Annotated in this window: 16 protein-coding genes and 1 riboswitch; of the genes, 11 read left to right on the top strand and 5 right to left on the bottom strand. The window is 48.7% G+C overall.

What is annotated here, in order from left to right:
* Positions 1-155: 155 nt before the first annotated feature.
* Both DNHGIG_RS03690 and hemQ read right to left on the bottom strand, forming a co-directional pair.
* The gene (locus DNHGIG_RS03690) at positions 156-1,748 is read right to left on the bottom strand and encodes a long-chain-fatty-acid--CoA ligase (protein WP_282198393.1); all 1,593 of its coding nucleotides are present in this window, start codon (positions 1,746-1,748) and stop codon (positions 156-158) included.
* Positions 1,749-1,911: 163 nt separating this feature from the next.
* Complete coding sequence (gene hemQ, locus DNHGIG_RS03685) at positions 1,912-2,658, bottom strand: hydrogen peroxide-dependent heme synthase (protein WP_282198392.1); 747 nt, start codon at positions 2,656-2,658, stop codon at positions 1,912-1,914.
* A 350-nt stretch (positions 2,659-3,008) separates the two neighbouring features.
* Between hemQ and hemE the strand changes: the two genes are divergently transcribed.
* The 6 genes from hemE to DNHGIG_RS03655 all read left to right on the top strand — a co-directional run bounded on the left by hemE (position 3,009) and on the right by DNHGIG_RS03655 (position 8,213).
* Complete coding sequence (gene hemE, locus DNHGIG_RS03680) at positions 3,009-4,064, top strand: uroporphyrinogen decarboxylase (protein WP_282198391.1); 1,056 nt, start codon at positions 3,009-3,011, stop codon at positions 4,062-4,064.
* Position 4,065: 1 nt separating this feature from the next.
* Complete coding sequence (gene hemH / locus DNHGIG_RS03675; RefSeq protein ID WP_282198390.1) at positions 4,066-5,010, top strand: ferrochelatase; 945 nt, start codon at positions 4,066-4,068, stop codon at positions 5,008-5,010.
* On the top strand, positions 5,007-6,437 hold the full coding sequence (gene hemY, locus DNHGIG_RS03670) for a protoporphyrinogen oxidase (RefSeq protein ID WP_282198389.1): 1,431 nt from the start codon (positions 5,007-5,009) through the stop codon (positions 6,435-6,437). Before hemH ends, hemY begins: the two co-directional genes overlap by 4 nt.
* A gap of 126 nt (positions 6,438-6,563) precedes the next feature.
* A complete protein-coding gene (locus DNHGIG_RS03665; protein ID WP_282198388.1) occupies positions 6,564-7,562 on the top strand; it encodes a carbohydrate kinase family protein in 999 nt (332 codons plus the stop codon).
* 79 nt (positions 7,563-7,641) lie between these two features.
* Positions 7,642-7,902, top strand: coding sequence for a YciI family protein (locus DNHGIG_RS03660; RefSeq protein ID WP_282198387.1), 261 nt, complete (start codon positions 7,642-7,644; stop codon positions 7,900-7,902).
* A 128-nt stretch (positions 7,903-8,030) separates the two neighbouring features.
* Entirely contained in the window at positions 8,031-8,213 is a 183-nt protein-coding gene (locus DNHGIG_RS03655) for a hypothetical protein (protein ID WP_282198386.1), read from the top strand.
* A 274-nt stretch (positions 8,214-8,487) separates the two neighbouring features.
* Here DNHGIG_RS03655 and DNHGIG_RS03650 read toward each other — a convergent pair whose 3' ends face one another.
* Entirely contained in the window at positions 8,488-9,264 is a 777-nt protein-coding gene (locus DNHGIG_RS03650; protein ID WP_282198385.1) for an alpha/beta fold hydrolase, read from the bottom strand.
* A 264-nt stretch (positions 9,265-9,528) separates the two neighbouring features.
* On the opposite strand from DNHGIG_RS03650, the gene DNHGIG_RS03645 reads away from it, so the two are divergent.
* Complete coding sequence (locus DNHGIG_RS03645; RefSeq protein WP_282198384.1) at positions 9,529-9,891, top strand: hypothetical protein; 363 nt, start codon at positions 9,529-9,531, stop codon at positions 9,889-9,891.
* Between the two features lie 614 nt (positions 9,892-10,505).
* Here the strand turns inward: DNHGIG_RS03645 and DNHGIG_RS03640 are convergent.
* Entirely contained in the window at positions 10,506-11,699 is a 1,194-nt protein-coding gene (locus DNHGIG_RS03640) for an MFS transporter (RefSeq protein ID WP_282198383.1), read from the bottom strand.
* A gap of 170 nt (positions 11,700-11,869) precedes the next feature.
* On the bottom strand, positions 11,870-12,340 hold the full coding sequence (locus DNHGIG_RS03635) for a hypothetical protein (RefSeq protein WP_282198382.1): 471 nt from the start codon (positions 12,338-12,340) through the stop codon (positions 11,870-11,872).
* Between the two features lie 199 nt (positions 12,341-12,539).
* Between DNHGIG_RS03635 and DNHGIG_RS03630 the strand changes: the two genes are divergently transcribed.
* The 4 genes from DNHGIG_RS03630 (at position 12,540) to DNHGIG_RS03615 (ending at position 18,114) form a co-directional block, all read left to right on the top strand.
* Entirely contained in the window at positions 12,540-13,085 is a 546-nt protein-coding gene (locus DNHGIG_RS03630; protein WP_282198381.1) for an NADPH-dependent FMN reductase, read from the top strand.
* A gap of 104 nt (positions 13,086-13,189) precedes the next feature.
* Positions 13,190-13,292: riboswitch (SAM riboswitch) on the top strand.
* A gap of 115 nt (positions 13,293-13,407) precedes the next feature.
* Positions 13,408-16,821 carry a methionine synthase gene (gene metH / locus DNHGIG_RS03625; protein ID WP_282201345.1) on the top strand — a complete coding sequence of 1,138 codons (3,414 nt, stop codon included), beginning with the start codon at positions 13,408-13,410 and terminating at the stop codon, positions 16,819-16,821.
* Between the two features lie 241 nt (positions 16,822-17,062).
* A complete protein-coding gene (locus tag DNHGIG_RS03620) occupies positions 17,063-17,488 on the top strand; it encodes a rubrerythrin family protein (RefSeq protein WP_282198380.1) in 426 nt (141 codons plus the stop codon).
* A gap of 29 nt (positions 17,489-17,517) precedes the next feature.
* Entirely contained in the window at positions 17,518-18,114 is a 597-nt protein-coding gene (locus DNHGIG_RS03615; RefSeq protein ID WP_282198379.1) for a DUF3501 family protein, read from the top strand.
* Positions 18,115-18,334 lie beyond the last annotated feature (220 nt).

The following is an 18,334-nucleotide window of genomic DNA, read 5'->3' as shown; positions in this document are numbered from 1 at the left end:
TTGTAACATGAGGAAAATATCGAACCCCTTTGCCTTTAAAGTTCGGCAGGAGCGGGAGATTCGATCCGATCATGAGACAAACGGACAACCCTTCTTTCAGAAAAATTGGCGTATGAGACCCATGATTCAAGTGGGTTTCCATACGCCATTTTCACTCAATTGGCCGTTTCTCTTCTCGCTTCTTCCGCGAGTGCGCGGCGTAAAATTTTCCCTACGGTTGACTTGGGGAGTTCGGGACGGAACTCAACCAAGCGTGGCACTTTGTATGAAGCGAGATTTTTGCGGCAAAATTCGATAACCTCTTGTGCCGTAAGGTTCGCTCCGTCTTTCAAAGCGATATACGCTTTCACTGTCTCTCCGCGATAATCATCGGGAACGCCCACTACGGCAGCCTCCCTTATCGCCGGATGGGAAAATAACACTTCTTCCACTTCGCGGGGGTAAATGTTGTAGCCGCCTGCAATGATCAAATCTTTTTTGCGATCCACGATGTAAAAATATCCTTCTTCGTCATATGTGGCGATGTCTCCCGTATAGAGCCAGCCGTCGCGAAGTGCGTGTTTCGATTCCTCGGACAGATTCCAATATCCCTTCATCACCTGAGGACCGCGTATGATCAATTCTCCCGCTTCTCCGGGAAGTACCTCATTGGTACCGTCTTGCAGATCGACGACTTTCGCTTCCGTACCTGCCACCACGGTACCGATGGAACCCGTCTTGCGTTTATCGATCGGATTGACATGGGTGACGGGAGAAGCTTCAGACAGGCCATATCCTTCTAACATAATGCAACCAGTTCTCTTTTCAAATTGTTTCATAATCGGAACAGGCATAGGAGCGGAACCGACGACACAGGTGCGTATGGAGGAAATACCGTATTCCTCCGCTTTCGGATAGGAATGGATGGCCACATACATCGTAGGGACTCCCGGAAAGAGGGTGGGTTTCGTATCGCGGATCGTTTGCAATGCCTCTTCGAGTTGGAAGCGTGGCAACAGAATCAATGTTGCACCGATGAGAATCCCCATATTTAAACAGATGCACATCCCGTAGACATGAAAAAGTGGCAGAACAGTGAGAATTCTCTCTGCAGTATCATGTGAAGGGGCGACATTCATGCGATCCATACACTGGTATGCATTCGCCGTCAAGTTGGCGTGTGTTAACATGACGCCTTTGGGACGACCAGTCGTTCCACCCGTATATTGCAAAACGGCAACATCTTCACATGGGTCGATCTCAAATGTCGGAAGTGCTTTCAATGCGGGGGAAGTCAGAAATTCATCAAAATGGACGGCCGGCGGATCATAAGAGTCATGGACGGGGTCAAACTCAACCAGGATGAGTTTTTTCAGTCGATCCATACATCCGCTGTTCCTGATGTGTTCGTAGGCAGGGGCGAAAGCGACCATAGCAGTTGCTCCCGAATCGGACAAGAAAAATTGGATTTCCCTTTCCACTGACATCGTGTTCATTTGCACGACGATCGCTCCCAAGCGGGTAATCCCATAGAAAGCGATGACATACTGCGGGCAGTTGGGCAACATGATCGCCACACGGTCTCCTTTGCGAATGCCGCTTTCATAGAGTGCAGCAGCGAAACGTTCCACAAGGACGTTTAATTCCACATACCCCATTTCCTTTCCATAAAAAGAGACGGCCGTTCGATCCGGGTACTTTCTTACTGTCTGTTGCAAAAGATCCGGAAGTGAAAGGATCGCGAAGGGGAAGGAAATCGCTCGGCTCACATCATCTCACTCCTTATCCCTACCCAAAAATTTGACTATGTAGTATAAATAATTCTCCGCATTTCCCTTTATACCTTCCATTATTCCAAAAATTCAAATTAGGTTATTCTTTCTAAAATATTCTATGAAAAAACCTCCTGCAGAACATCTGCAGGAGGATCGATTATAGTTCCATCATCTGAACGAACTGATCATCCGTCAAACGATTGCCGACGAAGAATGAACCGAACTCGCCGAAGCGGGCGCTCACTTCATCGAAGCGCATTTCATAAATGAGTTTTTTAAATTGAATGGGATCATCTGCGAAAAGGGTGACCCCCCATTCCCAATCGTCAAGACCGACCGACCCGGTAATGATTTGAGTGACCTTGCCTGCATATTTGCGTCCGATCATGCCATGGCTTCTCATCATTTCACGGCGTTCTTCCATGGAGAGCATATACCAGTTATCGTTTCCTTCCCGTTTCTTGTTCATGGGATAAAAGCAAATGTGTTCCGTTTCCGGCAAAGTCGGTTTGAGTCGCCCTTGAATGTAAGGGTCTGTTTCCGGGTCCACACCTTCTTTTGCAACATAATTACTCAACTCGACGACCGATACGTACGAATAAGCGGGAACGGTGATCTCCGCGAAAAGCGTTTTATTCAATTCCGTTTCCAATTCGTTCAGCTCTTGCAAGGTGGGCCGGAAATGTACAAATACGAGATCCGCCTTCTGTCCGACGATTGAATACAATCCTGAACTTCCCTGCTTCTGTTCTTGCGTTTGGCCCCACGCACGTCGAAGTGTGAGCACTTCATCGAGAGCGGCCTTTCTTTCTTCCAGAGAAAGCGCCTTCCAGGCAGACCAGTCGATCGAACGAAAATCGTGCAGGGCAAACCAACCCTCCAGTGTGTGTATTGCTTCACTCATACAGATTCACTCCTTGTTTTTTTAGTCGACGGGAAAGCTTCCCTGCCTTCACGCGAAAAGGATTCGTCAGGAACCCTGTCAGACACGCAAAAGATGAATGTTAAGCGAAGGATTGTCAAAAATAGTATAACACAGTTACGGATCACTGAAACTGCGTGGTATTTTCTCGAAAACGGCGTTTTTGTGAACCTTGTCTTGGATCGTATCGATCTTTTTCGAATCTATGGACAAAATGTGGCGTAGATATGAATTTAAGAGGATAACGACCGGAATTTCTTGATTCCGGCTTCATGATCATGTACGGTATAGGTTGTAAAAAAGTGATCTCCCGCAAAGAGAAGGTGAATAGTTTGGAGCGGAATGAACGGTTTTTATATGCATGTAATCGAGCGCCCGTGGACCAGATTCCCGTATGGTATATGCGCCAGGCGGGACGTTATCAGCCTGAATATCGCAAGATACGTGAAAAATACAGCCTAATGGAGATATGTGAGATCCCGGATGTTTGTGCGGAAGTGACGCTTTTGCCTGTACAACAACTGGGAGTGGATGCGGCCATCTTATTTTCCGATATTATGATCCCGATCAAAGCGATGGGATGTCAGGTGGATATCAAGGGCGGATATGGACCTGTCATTGAACATCCCATTCGGCAAATGTCCGATTTGCAAAAGCTTCGCCGTGTGGAACCGGAAGAGGATCTCCCCAAAACACTTGAGACGATTCGCATCTTGCGGCGTGAGCTGAAAGTGCCTTTAATCGGTTTTACCGGAGCCCCTTTCACGCTTGCGAGTTATCTGGTGGAAGGAGGACCTTCTCGCAACTATCTGAAAACCAAGAGCATGATGTTCAGTTCCCCGGAACTTTGGAATGCGTTAATGGACCGTTTGGCAGACATGGTGATCACCTATGCGCGCGCGCAGGTGGAGGCCGGGGCGGAAGCGGTTCAAATGTTTGATAGTTGGGTCGGTAGCTTGTCCCCCCAAGATTATCGCCGATACGTGTTTCCGACAATGAAACGCATCGCGGAAGGATTAAGCGATCTCCATGCACCGCTCATTTATTTCGGGGTGAACACAGCGGAATTGCTCCCGATTTGGCGAGAATTATCTGTCGATGTGATCGGAATCGATTGGCGAATCAGCATTCCGGAAGCGCGAAACCGAGTAGGGTCTTCTTTTGCTATCCAAGGCAATCTCGATCCGGCGATTTTGCTCGCACCCTGGGAAGTTATCGAAGAACGAGCCAAAGAAATTCTGGATCAGGGAATGGAGAAACCCGGGTTTATCTTCAACTTGGGACATGGCGTGTTTCCTGAAGTACGGGTGGAAACGTTGCAACGGCTCACAGAGTTCGTGCACACATACAGTTCCAACCGGCTGAGAGAGACGGGAAGGATGGCATGATATGAAAAGCGAAGCGTTCGGGGTTTTGCTCATGGCGTACGGGACTCCCCAAACCCTTGATGAAGTTGAAGCTTATTATACACATATCCGCAGAGGAAGGAAGCCGACAGAAGAGCAATTGCAGGAATTGATCTCCCGCTATGAAGCGATCGGCGGTCTCTCGCCGCTCCTTGCCATCACCAACCGGCAGGCACAGGGAGTGGAACGGCTCTTGCGGCAGTTGGATCCCGAACGAGAGTACCGGGTCTATATCGGCATGAAACACGCTTCTCCTTTCATTGAAGAAGCGGTGCGGACGATGGCGGAAGAAGGCATTCGGCAGGCAATCGGCCTCGTGCTGGCTCCTCATTATTCGGTGATGAGCGTCGGAAGCTATATGGAAAGCGCGCAGGCCGCGATCGAGAAATGGAACGGCCCCGAGATCACTTTTATCAAGCAATGGCATCTGGTTCCTCCTTTCATTGAAGCGATCGCAACTCGTCTTCGGGAAGCGTTACACGCTTTTCCGGAAGGAGAGCGGGCACAGGTTCCTGTGATCTTTACCGCACATAGTCTGCCTGAACGCATTCTCAAGATGGACGATCCTTATGTGGAGCAATTGAGGGAAACGGCAGCCGCTGTGGCGGAGAAAGTGGGCCATGCACGTTGGCAATGCGGATGGCAAAGTGCAGGGCGGACCCCGGAACCGTGGTTGGGTCCTGATATTTTGGATCTATTGAAGCAATTGTATACGGAAGGGACTCGTTCCGCAGTGATCTGTCCCATCGGTTTTGTTTCCGATCATTTGGAGATTCTCTACGATATTGACATCGAGTGCCAGGCACTCGCGAAACGATTGGGAATGAACGTGGTGCGAACCCGTTCGTTGAATGCGGATGAAGATTTTCTTAAAGCGCTTACTGCAACCATTTTGCAATATGTGAAAAGAGGCTCGAATGAGTTATGAAGAACGTAGTCATCATCGGTGGCGGGATTACGGGACTCAGTACCGCATACTATCTGCAACAGAGGGCGAGACGGGACGGTGTGTCTATCCGCTGTCTCGTTCTGGAAAAGGATGAGAAACTGGGAGGGAAAATACAAACGGAGAATATCGATGGATTTGTGCTTGAAAAAGGACCTGATTCATTCCTGGCGCGCAAGACGGCAGCGACCGATCTTTGCCGTGAGCTCGGGCTGGAAGGAGAATTGGTGGGCACCAATCCGAATGCAAGAAAGACGTATATTCTCCATAAAGGAAAACTGCATCGTTTGCCCCCTGGAACCCAAATGGGGATTCCTACGCAATTCGGTCCGTTCGCCACAACGGGGTTGCTCTCTGTGAAGGGAAAGGCTCGCGCATTGATGGATCTGGTCTTGCCGAGGAACGAAACGGATGGGGATCAGTCCCTCGGCGGATTTCTCGCCAGAAGACTGGGAGACGAAGTGCTCGAGGCGATTGCGGAACCGTTACTAGCGGGCATTTATGCTGGGGATGCCCGGAAATTGAGCCTCCGCGCTACATTTCCGCAATTTGAGATGATCGAAAAGAAATATCGCAGTTTAATCTTGGGAATTCTCGCGCAAAAAAGAGCGGTCCAATCCCCTTCTTCCGCAACCAAGCACGGAAGCGTGTTTCTCACGGTAAAAAGCGGCCTTGGCACCATCGTCAAGAGACTCACAGAAGAGTTGGGGGCAGAAACGCTACGCACAAAGAGTAAGGTCACACAGATTACAGCTCGCATGAGAGAGGAAAGATTCGAGTATACGATCCATCTGGATCATGGAGAGCATGTTCCGGCTGATGCGGTTGTCATCACAACACCGGCATTTTCCGCTGCAGAGATTTTTCCGCATAGGGATACAATCAGCGAGGTCTTACAACAGATCCCCTATGTATCGGTAGCGACCATCGTTCTGGCTTTTCCCCAAGACGCGGTTTCCTTTCCCTTGGATGGCACCGGTTTTGTCGTTCCGAGGAAAGAGGGGCGTACGATTACCGCGTGCACATGGGTTTCATCGAAATGGCTGCACACGGCACCTGAAGGGCACAAACTCTTGCGCTGTTATGTGGGACGAGCCGGGGATGAAGCGATTGTAGACCGGCCGGAAGAAGAAATCATAGCCAAAGTGCGCCAAGATCTGTCGGATATCATGGGAATCACGGCGGAACCTTTATTTACGCGATTGACCCGTTGGAAACAGTCGATGCCGCAATACACAGTAGGCCATCTGAATCGCTTGCAGGAAATCGAAACGGAAATCATGAACAGATGGCCAGGTTTGTTGATTGCGGGTGCCGGTTACAAGGGACTCGGAGTGCCTGATTGTATTCTGGAAGGGAAGAAAACGGCCGAGCAAGTGTTAGAATATATACTCCAAAAACGTGCGTGAAATGAAAACGGGGTTCTTCGCTACATGCGATGCCCCTTTTTCAACACGCTACAGGATGATATTCACGAGCCCGGTCATCAGAATACCCGCCTAGGACACGAATGTATACGTAAAGGAGGCCTCCTCGTGATTGACGTCATTTCTTTTGGCGATATGGTCGTTGACTTTCTTCCCGAACGTGCAGGACGGATCAGGGGGATCACGAATTTTGCCAAAGCATCGGGGGGCGCGCCCGCCAATGTTGCGGTCGCCGTTTCCCGCTTGGGAGGGCGTTCATCGTTTATCGGAAAAGTGGGGGAAGACGAGTTCGGTTATTTTTTGCGTCATGTGTTAGAGAAAGAAGGGGTGGATACAAGCGGTCTCATTCATACCCATGATCATCCGACGGGAGTTGCTTTTGTCCAGAGGACCGAGAGCGGGGAGCGAAGCTTCCTTTTCTATCGCGAAAAGACCGCAGATATGTCGCTTTCATGTAGCGATATTGACGAGTCATTGCTCGGAACATCGGTGATTTTTCATTTTGGCTCGAACACTTTGATTCATCCGGATGCGAGAGCAGCGACCATCCGGGCGGCAACAATCGCCCGCGAGCGAGGGTCGATTCTCTCTTTTGACGTGAATATGCGCTTTCCCTTATGGCCGAGTGAGCAAGCATGCATTGAACAGATCAGACTGGCGATTCCCTATGCGCATGTGTTGAAAGTGTCGTTCAAAGAAATGGAATGGTTGACCCATACGACAGACCTCAGTAAAGGTACGGCTTGCTTGCTGGAAATGGGACCAGACCTCATTCTCGTTACACGAGGGGAGAAGGGGACTTATTATCGCACGCGAGAACTTTCCGGAAACGTTCCGGCTTACAACGTGAATGTCGTCGACACGACGGGAGCCGGTGACGGGTTTGTCGGCGGTTTCTTACGCCAGTTGACTGACCACGTAGAGGGTAGAAGTTTTGAGCAAGCGATCGGATTTGAAGAAGAATTGCGGGAGATGATCCGCTACGCGAATGCGGTTGGGGCATTGACCACCACGAGAATGGGGGCTGTTCCAGCATTGCCGACAAAGGAAGAAGTGTTCGAGTTTCAGTATAGAAACAGAACCCGGAAAATAAAAGCCGACGGTTGAACAGCTTCATTGATATTGTCGGAAGATTTGAATCGTGATACAGAATAGGGGAATGGATTATTTCATAGGAGGAGTCACCATGAAATATGTGGCTTTATTAACGATCATCGACGAGGAAGGAAACAAGCGGGTTCGTCCTGCTCATCTGGATTACTTGAAACGTTTGAAAGAGGAAGGAAAAGTATATGCAGCCGGGCCTTTCACCGATGGTAAGGGTGGGATGGTGATATATGAAGCCGCTTCTTATGAAGAGGCGAAAGCGTTGGCACAAGAGGATCCGGTGATCAAAGAAGGTGTTCGCACGCTCGAGCTGCGTGAATGGAACCCGCTTTTTGAATGAGGAATCGTCCCGGAAACAGTATCACATAAACGTGTACCACCTAAGGAAATACGTAAGGCGGTACACGTTTTATAACCATGGTAGCCTCTCATGACGTAAACGGCGCCATCAGAGGATGATAAGTGTCTTTGAGTGGGCGTAATGCTTTGCGTGAGACAGTGACTTTGGAGGTCGTCTCGCTTCCTTTCGGACGTAAAAGGGTATATGCATTGCGCGTAATAGCGACTTTGAAGGTCGTCTCGCAACATTTGATGATGATTCCATGCGAGACGACCTTCACGGAGCATGAGCGCAATGCATATACCCGCTGAAACGACCTTCACGGAGCATGAGCGCAATGCATATACCCGCTGAAACGACCTTCACGGAGCATGAGCGCAATGCATATACCCGCTGAAACGACCTTCACGGAGCATGAGCGCAATGCATATACCCGCTGAAACGACCTCCACGGAGCGCGAACGCAAAGCATACGCCCGCCAAATTACACTTTTTTCAAGATAATCCGTACCTGAATATCGTTTTGTGACCACCGGGACATGTGTTGAACCCGGTGGTTTTATTATCTACCGCGATCAAGCTTGCTCACTCGACTGACACACGTTTCAACCAATGATGGATCGCCTCATTGACCTCCTGATGTTTCTCGATCATCAAAGCATGTCCACCGCGTTCGATCATTACAAAAGTAGCGTTCGGCAATAGATGTGCCAATTCTTCTCCATATGAGGGCGGAATGAGGCGATCATGATCACCGTGAAGCACGAGCACCGGCTGCGTGCAAGCGGCTAGTTGCGGACGGTGATCAAATGCTCCAATCGCGTTTTTTACCAAATCAAACTGCTCCTCGGGCATCGTCGGTTCCAAACGCACGAGTTCTGCCACTTTCTCATCAGAGGTGTCCGGGCCGAAAATATAGTCGCGCATAAACCGAAATCTCGCTTCTTTCGGATTTTCTATGTTTTCCGTATGATCGTCGGCCGCGGCGGTTGCCGGTTTTTCGCCGTGTGATTTAGTGGCGATCAATACGGCCCTTTTGACTACCTGAGGATGTTCAATCAGCAGGCGTTGGGCAATATAACCGCCCATCGATATACCGACGACAGTTACCGGTTGATCGAACAAGGAACAAAGCTCATATGCATCGCGAGAGTGATCACTCATGTCTAACGTACGCGGGATCGTAGAACGGCCGTGGCCCCTGCAGTCGTACGCCAACGTATCATAGAAATTACGAAAATACCGGAGTTGATAGTTCCAGGATTGAAGATTGCTGGCGAGACCATGGATGAAAAGAAGCGGTTCTCCTTGGCCTTCCCTTCTGTAATACAATTTGGCTCCATCTGAAGTGATAAACTCCATTCGTTCATCCCCTGACAAAGAAGAATTTGATTCTACCTACAGTGTATGGGAAGGGTTGGGTTGAATCAAGAAAGTCACATCACAGTTTTCCCATGGAGTCTACCAGGGAGCACGAATAGAAAGCAATTGTCCGTAAAGACCTCCAGGTCAGCTCGGATGCACAAGCTACGCCTGCCACACGATCGGTAGAAACGGAATATGGAGGATATGAACGGAATATTCATCAGTTAGGGGATGTCCGACAGAAAAGGGGGAAGTTGATCGATGACCGAAAAGGAACTGCGTTTCTTCATCAACGATGTGCTGAAAGATCGCCCCAACGTCTATTTCTGGTTTCATAAAAACGATCCGTATGACGGGTGGAGTTATGGGGTTCAGGAAAAACAAATGGCATTTTGTTCATTCACTTTCGAATACAACCGATCCATGCTGGAAGTGAAATGCAGCGAAGAAGATACAGAGGAATTTCAGCGATTGTGCAGCACGGTGCAACGGGACATTGTAAGCAGACGCAAATCCTCCGTTTATCTATCGGCGAACCGCATACAACCGGAAGATTTACGGCCGATCATAGAATTTGCCCATGCTGCCATGATGAAAAGAAGAGGGGAAGGGGAACAGCGCTAACTCAGCTGTTCCCTAAAAAATACATGTTTTCTATTACGTCCAAAGGGTGCCGCTACTTTCGCGTTTATACACTACATCACTTCAATCCACGAGTTATTGACGAAACCTAATATACTAGTATTCCTTTAATTTGATATATTTTATTTTAAAGAACAAATTTTACAACAAATTATAACTATTTGCAATCAATTATATGATAACGGTTGTATACCGAAAATAGTATTTTACCTAGCAGGTAAAGGAATAGAAATTTTTGAAATTCAACCTGCCAAAGCAACGTTAGAGGATATTTTCTTCGATCGGCATGAACACCATTTGGCGGTGATGTAAGAAAGTTCCTCTCTCGGAAACGTGAAATAGCTTATAAAAATCGAATTTGCCGCGTTCAAAGAGGTCATATTTATGGTAAAAAAGGGGCTGTCCCAAAAGTAGATAAAATCTACTGGGGATAGCCCCACTTTATATTTGAATTTTTCACTTCATGTTACATTTTTCGTTTTAAAAAGGCTTATCCGGCCTTTTCTTCTGTACCCTTTTCATTAGTCTCCAATTAGATTACATGGACGACGGAAAAATAATTTGTGGTTCAAGTCCATGCTAGCCCCCCGATTTCATTACTTCGTTTCTCCACGACCGCTTGCCATCAAGGTGTGACCGCTCATCAACTGTCTGCGGGTGTACAAGACGACAGCGAAAAAGACAAGCGCGGCAAAGCCATAGAGCAGAGGGATATGTCCAAGTTGATACAAGTAACTTCCAATGAACGGACCGGAGGCCATTCCCATATAGCGAAAAAAGTTATACACGCCGATGGCTGTCGCCCGCTGACGAGTGAAAAATTCGGTCAGCAACGTCGTCTGTACCGGAAGGGAAAGTCCGAGAAAGAGACCGAACAATGCGATGTTAACGATAAGTGAAGCCAATGAAATTTTGGCCGAGAGAATAAACATGAGCGTAGCGAATACATTCAAGAAGGAAGTGACAATAAGGCTTTTTCTTGCTTCTACTTTTTCTTGCAAGCGTCCTCCCAAATAGCTTCCGATGACCAGGAAGAGGGATAACGGGAGAAAGACGATCCCTTTTTCTTCCGCTCGGAGGTTATAATGGCTTGTGAGAATGTCTGGCAGAAACACAAGAAAGTTATAGAACGTGTAATATTGGACGAATCCGAGAAGAATTACCGGTAAACCTGTTTTGTGCGTGAGGATCGAATAGAAATCCCGGATCTGAAAACGATCGTCGGTTGCGCTGTCCGGCTTCGTTTCCGGCAGCAAACTCGCATTCGCAACAAGCATGAGCAACCCAGTGGCCGTCAAGACGAGAAAAACCCCGTGATACCCGGTTTTGCCGCCGACAAACCCGCCGATGACAGGGCCGAGGACAGGTCCCAAAGCCATTAGCATTTGAAAGGTTCCCATCGCCCGTCCGCGTGATTTTCCCGTGAACAGATCGCTGATGACTGTTGTGGCGACGATCGTGCCCGTCGCAATCCCGATCGCCTGAATCATGCGGAACAAAAGCAATTGGGTGATCGAATGGGAATAAGCGCATCCGAACGATGCGGCGACATATAATGCGATACCGGGAAGCAGTACGGTTCGTCTTCCTTTCGTATCTGTCAACGGTCCGTAGATCATCTGCATGAGTGCTAAAAAGATTGTGAAAATGGAGATGCTCAAATTCACAAGAAACTGGGACGTACGAAAATCGCTTTGTATCTCCGGAAGAATCGGAGCATAGATCGTTTGTGTAAACGGTCCGAGGAAAGCGGCGAATGATACGAGATAAACGATGAGTTGCCGATTCATGCGATCACCCTTTCTCCAAGAGGCAAATTTTTATATACGAGCATGGCTAGTAATGTCCCTTTACGATGATACATGTCGTACTCTTAAGTGTCATCTTGTTGCGGGAAGCATAGGAAGATAACAACAAAAATGGCCACCTTGAGGTGGCTTTTTAAACAACTTCTAACTGCTCATTTTTTCTTCTTTTTCTCTTGTGCTTGCTCTTTGCCTTTTTCTTTCTCGGTACCTTTTTTCTTCTCTTTCTTTTCGGGTGCGGGAGCGAAGACTTTTCCGATATAGTTGCCTGCCAATTCTACCCGGTACTTTCGATTGGGCTCAATTTTTTGGTACTCTTTTTTATCAAGGGTGAACGTCATCGTATGCATCATACTCCGATTGATACCCTTGATCGTCTGTGAAATCATCAATCGTGCCACGACCTGGTAGGTCTTGACTTTCAAGAAACGGAAAGGTCCTTCCTCACGTACGGGCTGTCGTACGATTTTCTTCCCGAGTACGAAGATCTCCTTCGTTTCTTTGTACGTGTTATACTGTACGTCGAACTGCTCTTTCTGCTTTTGGAACCGGCGAAACGCATATATATATAAACCGATGAGCAGTGCGATTGGAATGAGAATCCAAATCCATGTTGAAATCGTCATATCCTAGCCCCCTGTCTTTCTATGTAAGATTATAAGTGAATTGGGTCACAAGTTCTAGTGCCAATCCCTTTTCTTACTACATGAAATAAAAATTTTCCTGAATGGATCGTGCTATTCTGTGGACGAAAAGTTAGAATATGTATCATAGAGGGAAAAGATTTAAAAAATTGATAACTTGACGAAGAGTGAGGTGCCAAATGTGAAGGTCGTTGTTATGAACGGAAGCGCCAGGGTAGGCGCCAACACAAAAACGGTAGCCGAATACATTCGGACGGAACTCGCGAACCACGGGGTAACGGTCGATCTCTTTGATGTTCGTGAACATATGTTGCCGATCTTTCAAGGAGATGAAGCACAAAGCAACGATCCCCATGTACAGTATTTACACAAAATTGCCCTCGAAGCAGACGCATTTATCATCTGCACACCCGAGTATCATAATGGGATGTCGGGCGCTTTAAAAAATGCGTTGGATTTCTTGAGCAACACTCATTTCCGTGATAAACCGGTAGGTATCGTGGCCGTTGCCGGTGGCGGCAAAGGCGGTATCAATGCCCTCAATAATATGCGCATCGTGCTGCGGGGACTCTATGCGCTCGTCATGCCCGGACAAGTGGTTGTCGATAAAGCGTATGTGGAGAACGGCCAGATCACGAATTCCTTGCTGAAACAGAATCTCTCGGCTCTCGTCGATCAAATCGTACAAATAGGTAAAGCTTTGCGAGGAAATCGGTCGACCTTCTGACTGAGGAAACGGTGAATTTCCCAAAAGCGGAAATTCACCGTTTTCTCTTGACAAGATTCGCGCTGGCAGTCAAACTAGAGTACAATGATATGAATAGTAGAACACTTCTATCCAGAGTGGTGGAGGGAACTGGCCCTGTGAAACCACAGCAACCGGTGTTTTCATACGGTGCTAATTCCAGCAGAATGCGTTTCTGGAAGATAGGAGAGTTGTCGCTTTTGACAGTTGAGCCCTCTCCTTGATCAGGTGAGGGTTTTCTTATACAGGGAAGTGGCAAGAAAGGGAGAGGCATGTGCGCGAACCTACACGAATCGAGAAACAGATGGAAAAGAAAATCCTCGTCTTGGACGGGGCTATGGGAACGATGATACAACGAGAAGCGCTGTCTTCAGAAGATTTTGGCGGCGAGCAGTATGAAGGTTGCAATGAAATGTTGAACCTGACCCGTCCGGATGTGATCCGCAAAATCCATGAGGCATATCTGGAGGCGGGAGCCGATATCATTGAAACGAACACGTTCGGAGCGACGAGCGTCGTTTTGGCGGAGTACGATTTGCAATCGCGTGCTGAGGAAATCAATCGGGCAGCGGCGAAATTGGCTGTCGAAGCGGCCCGAAAATGGTCCACTCCCGAGTGGCCGCGCTTTGTGGCGGGATCCATGGGCCCGACAACGAAAACATTGTCAGTTACCGGCGGGATCACGTTCGATCAATTGGTTGAAAGTTATTATGAACAGGCGCGTGCCTTGATTCAGGGCGGAGTCGATGTCTTGTTGCTGGAGACTTCTCAGGATATGTTGAACGTGAAAGCGGGGACGATCGGAATCCGGCGAGCTTTTCAAGAGTTGGATCGTGAACTCCCGATCATGATTTCAGGAACGATCGAACCGATGGGTACCACACTGGCGGGCCAAAATATCGAAGCTTTTTACATTTCGATCGAACATCTGCACCCTCTGTCCGTAGGTTTGAACTGCGCGACGGGTCCGGAATTCATGCGCGATCACCTGCGCACATTGTCGGATCTCGCCCGATGCGGTGTCAGTTGTTATCCGAATGCGGGTTTGCCGGATGAGGATGGGCATTATCATGAAACACCCGCCGCGTTGGCCAAAAAAATGGCCGGCTTTGCCGAACAGGGATGGATCAATATTGCGGGAGGTTGCTGCGGGACAACTCCGGAACACATTCGTGCCCTTGCAGAGGCGATGAAAGAGTATACCCCTCGAAAGAAAGCGGGGAACCATCCTCCCGCCGTTTCGGGGATTGAACCGGTATACGTGGAGGCGGATAACCGCCCGGTCCTCGTAGGAGAGCGCACGAATGTCATTGGTTCCAAAAAGTTTCGCGAACTGATTGCAGCGGGCAAATATGAAGAGGCATCGGAAATCGCGCGGACGCAGGTGAAGCGGGGAGCGCACGTGATCGATATCTGCCTGGCCGACCCTGATCGTGATGAATTGGCCGATATGGAGAAATTTCTGCAGTTCGTCGTCAAAAAAGTGAAAGTGCCTCTCATGCTCGACTCGACAGATGCGAAAGTCATCGAGACAGCTCTCAAGTATTCCCAGGGAAAAGCGATCATCAACTCCATTAACCTGGAGGACGGCGAAAAGCGGTTTGCCGAAATCATTCCCCTGATTCACCAGTTTGGTGCGGCAGTTGTCGTCGGTACGATCGATGAAGCGGGCATGGCGACCACGAAAGAGCGGAAATTGGAGATTGCCAAACGTTCCTATGATTTGCTTACAAAAAAATACGGTTTGCAGCCGCAAGACATCATCTTCGATCCACTCGTCTTTCCGGTGGGGACTGGAGATGAAGCGTACATCGGTTCGGCGGCGGAAACGGTGGAAGGCATTCGTCTGATCAAAGAGGCGATGCCCGAATGCCAGACGATTCTCGGCATTAGCAACGTCTCCTTTGGACTTCCTCCCGCGGGCCGTGAAGTGTTGAATGCCGTTTTTCTCTATCACTGTACGCGTGCCGGATTGGATTACGCGATTGTGAATACGGAGAAATTGGAGCGCTACGCTTCCGTTCCGGAAGAGGAGAGACGCTTGGCGGAGGATCTGTTGTTCCGTACAAGCCCCGAAACGCTCGCCACGTTTACGGCGTTTTACCGGGAAAAGAAAGTCAGCCAAAAAGCGGCAGATAACTCGTTGCTGTCTTTGGAAGAAAGGCTTGCGCGCTATGTGATCGAAGGGGCGAAAGACGGGTTGATTGATGATTTACAGGAGGCGTTGAAGAAATATTCGCCGTTGGAAATCATCAACGGTCCATTGATGGCGGGCATGGAAGAAGTGGGACGCTTGTTTAATGACAATGAACTGATCGTCGCTGAGGTGTTGCAGAGTGCGGAAGTGATGAAAGCGTCCGTTGCTTTTCTTGAGCCGTATATGGAACGCACGGAAACGGCGGTGAAAGGAAAGATCCTTCTGGCGACGGTCAAAGGGGATGTCCACGATATCGGGAAAAACCTCGTGGAGATCATTCTGTCTAACAATGGTTATCAGGTGGTCAACCTGGGGATCAAAGTGCCGCCGGAACAACTGATTCGCGCGTATCATGAAGAGAAGCCGGATGCGATCGGGTTATCAGGCTTGCTTGTCAAATCGGCGCAGCAAATGGTTGTCACCGCACAAGATTTGCGCGCTGCCGGGATCGATGTGCCTTTATTCGTCGGCGGTGCGGCTCTCACACGCAAGTTCACGATGACGAGAATCGCGCCTGAGTATGACGGAATCGTCCTCTACGCAAAAGATGCGATGGAAGGATTGGAACTGGCGAACCGGCTGAGTGATCCGGAACAGAAAGAACTTTTGGTTCAAGAGATCAGGAAAAGTATGAACGCCCATCTGGCGGATGCGGACAAAGACAAAGGAGCGGGACATACCGCTGCACTGCCTCAAACGTCGGATGTGCGCAGGGATGCCCCTGTATTTCAGCCACCTGATTTTGAACGCCATATCTTGCGGGATTATCCTTTGCGCTATCTGAAGCCGTATGTGAATATGCGCATGCTCTTGGGCAAGCATCTCGGGCTGCGCGGAAACGTGGATCAGCTTCTGGCAGAAGGAGATGAAAAGGCGCTTGAACTGAAGGAAATCGTCGATCAGTTATACACGGAAGCGGAGACGAACGGAATCATCCGCGCACACGGAATGTACCGCTATTTTCCGGCCCAGTCTTCGGGAAATGATGTTTTGATCTATGATCCGAATGATCACTCGCGCGTGATTGAACGTTTTTCCTTCCCAAGACAAAAGAAAAGCCCCTACTTGTGTCTGGCAGACTTCCTGCAGCCGGTGGAAAGTTGCGTCATGGATTATGTGGCGTTCCTCGTTGTTACCGCGGGTCATGGTATTCGTGAACTGGCTACCCAGTGGAAAGACCAGGGAGATTACTTGCGCTCACACGTTCTGCAAGCGTTGGCACTCGAGCTGGCGGAGGCGTTCGCCGAACGGATCCATCAGATCATTCGTGATGCATGGGGATTCCCCGATCCGCCGGAGATGACCATGTTGGAACGATTTGGGGCGAGGTATCAAGGGATCCGCGTCTCGTTCGGTTATCCTGCATGTCCGAATCTTGACGATCAACGTCAACTTTTCCGGTTGATGCACCCGGAAGACATCGGTGTCCAATTAACGGATGAATGTATGATGGATCCGGAAGCGTCCGTTTCCGCGTTGGTGTTCTCCCATCCGGAAGCACGATACTTCAATGTGGAGTAGAAGAGGGGACTGATGGAAGTATCCCAGTCTGCTTTGACATATTGTTAATAGGTTGAGACCTTCCTGTCATGGGGAAGGTCTTTTTTGTTCCTTGCCTTATGAGAGTGCTAAACACCTCAAAGATGTATTAGGACAGCAAAATCATCAACAAATGTAAGCTCGCTTACATTCCGGGAACTAATTTAGAGTTATTATCAGTTTAGAATAATTCTATAAAAGATGATGAATGGAGGAAATCAACATGACAAATTTAGTGGGCACGAAAACAGCGGAAAACTTGAAGGTCGCATTTGCGGGTGAATCACAGGCCAATCGTCGTTACTTGTATTTTGCCGAAAAGGCAGACGCGGAAGGCTTGTCGGACGTTGCGGAACTCTTCCGTGCGATCTCGAAGGGGGAAACGAAACACGCATTCGGCCATTTTGACCATCTTTGCGAAGGTGGAGTGGGCGACCCGGCGACAGGTCTGCAGGTGAGAAACACGAGGGAAATGCTCGAATCGGCCATTGCCGGCGAAAAATACGAATATACGGAAATGTATCCGGGATTTGCTGCCACCGCACGCGAAGAAGGATTCCCGGAAATCGGGGAATGGATGGAAGTCATGGCCAAAGCGGAACGCGTACATGCACAAAGATTTCAAAAAATGCTTGATTCTCTCGAATAATTCAAGACATACCTATGGAGGTTTAGTGAATGGAACTTCTAACATTGCAGGATGTCGTTCCTTTGTCCACGTACCGTAAAAACCGCGATCCGTACGTGAAAAAAATGATCGCTTATAAAGCGAAACGCAGGGTCTCCTTGGCCGAACATGTTTCGCTTCTCTTTGAAAATCGCCAAACCGTTCTTTTTCAGGTCTTAGAGCTTGTTCATTCCGAAGATCTGACCGATCAAAGGGAAATTGCTGAGTATCTCGATATATACAATCCGATGATTCCGGGCGAACAGGAACTCTCCGCCACCCTGTTTATCGAAGCGGACAATCAGGCTCTTTTGGAAAGGTTATTAACCGATTTGCGGGGGATTGAACATCACCTCTATCTTGTAACCGGCGATAAGCAGATACAGGGAGTCTTCGAAGAAGAACATACGGGTGATGTGACATCGAGCGTGCATTATCTTAAATTCCCATTAGATGAGCAGGCAAGAAACTATCTTTGCAGCACTCCGGCTGATCAAGCCAATGTAAGAGTCGTGCTCACACACCCCAAACTCTCGGCGGAGCTTGCGCTTCCACCGGAAATCATTGCGTCTCTCCGTGAAGATTTGCGCGATTCATACCAACACTGATCTTTGCGGCGGGAGGCGTTATGCGGTCTCCGCTGGATCTATGATCAGAGAGTGGAACGGAGAACCAAATATCGATCGTGACCGATAGAAAGCGAAAAGGGTGCATCAGTCCTTGTTCTCGCCAAAGGGTGAGGGCAAGGGCTTTCTTGTTATACAACAAAACTCTACACGACTTTAATATGTTGTTAAAAATCATCGATTATGATGGAAAAGGAAGAGG

Source organism: Collibacillus ludicampi (genome assembly GCF_023705585.1).
In the GTDB taxonomy this organism is placed as follows: domain Bacteria; phylum Bacillota; class Bacilli; order Tumebacillales; family BOQE01; genus Collibacillus; species Collibacillus ludicampi.
The sequence above is the reverse complement of the archived record's forward strand: the minus strand, read 5'-3'. Positions and strand labels throughout refer to the sequence as shown.

Excerpts from the sequence above, each read along its gene's own strand:
- hemY (WP_282198389.1), top strand. The coding sequence starts at position 5,007 with ATGAAGAACGTAGTCATCATCGGTGGCGGGATTACGGGACTCAGTACC.
- DNHGIG_RS03635 (WP_282198382.1), bottom strand. The coding sequence starts at position 12,340 with ATGACGATTTCAACATGGATTTGGATTCTCATTCCAATCGCACTGCTC.
- DNHGIG_RS03650 (WP_282198385.1), bottom strand. The coding sequence starts at position 9,264 with ATGGAGTTTATCACTTCAGATGGAGCCAAATTGTATTACAGAAGGGAA.
- hemQ (WP_282198392.1), bottom strand. The coding sequence starts at position 2,658 with ATGAGTGAAGCAATACACACACTGGAGGGTTGGTTTGCCCTGCACGAT.
- DNHGIG_RS03660 (WP_282198387.1), top strand. The coding sequence starts at position 7,642 with ATGAAATATGTGGCTTTATTAACGATCATCGACGAGGAAGGAAACAAG.
- DNHGIG_RS03620 (WP_282198380.1), top strand. The coding sequence starts at position 17,063 with ATGACAAATTTAGTGGGCACGAAAACAGCGGAAAACTTGAAGGTCGCA.
- metH (WP_282201345.1), top strand. The coding sequence starts at position 13,408 with ATGGAAAAGAAAATCCTCGTCTTGGACGGGGCTATGGGAACGATGATA.
- hemH (WP_282198390.1), top strand. The coding sequence starts at position 4,066 with ATGAAAAGCGAAGCGTTCGGGGTTTTGCTCATGGCGTACGGGACTCCC.
- DNHGIG_RS03645 (WP_282198384.1), top strand. The coding sequence starts at position 9,529 with ATGACCGAAAAGGAACTGCGTTTCTTCATCAACGATGTGCTGAAAGAT.
- DNHGIG_RS03640 (WP_282198383.1), bottom strand. The coding sequence starts at position 11,699 with ATGAATCGGCAACTCATCGTTTATCTCGTATCATTCGCCGCTTTCCTC.
- DNHGIG_RS03615 (WP_282198379.1), top strand. The coding sequence starts at position 17,518 with ATGGAACTTCTAACATTGCAGGATGTCGTTCCTTTGTCCACGTACCGT.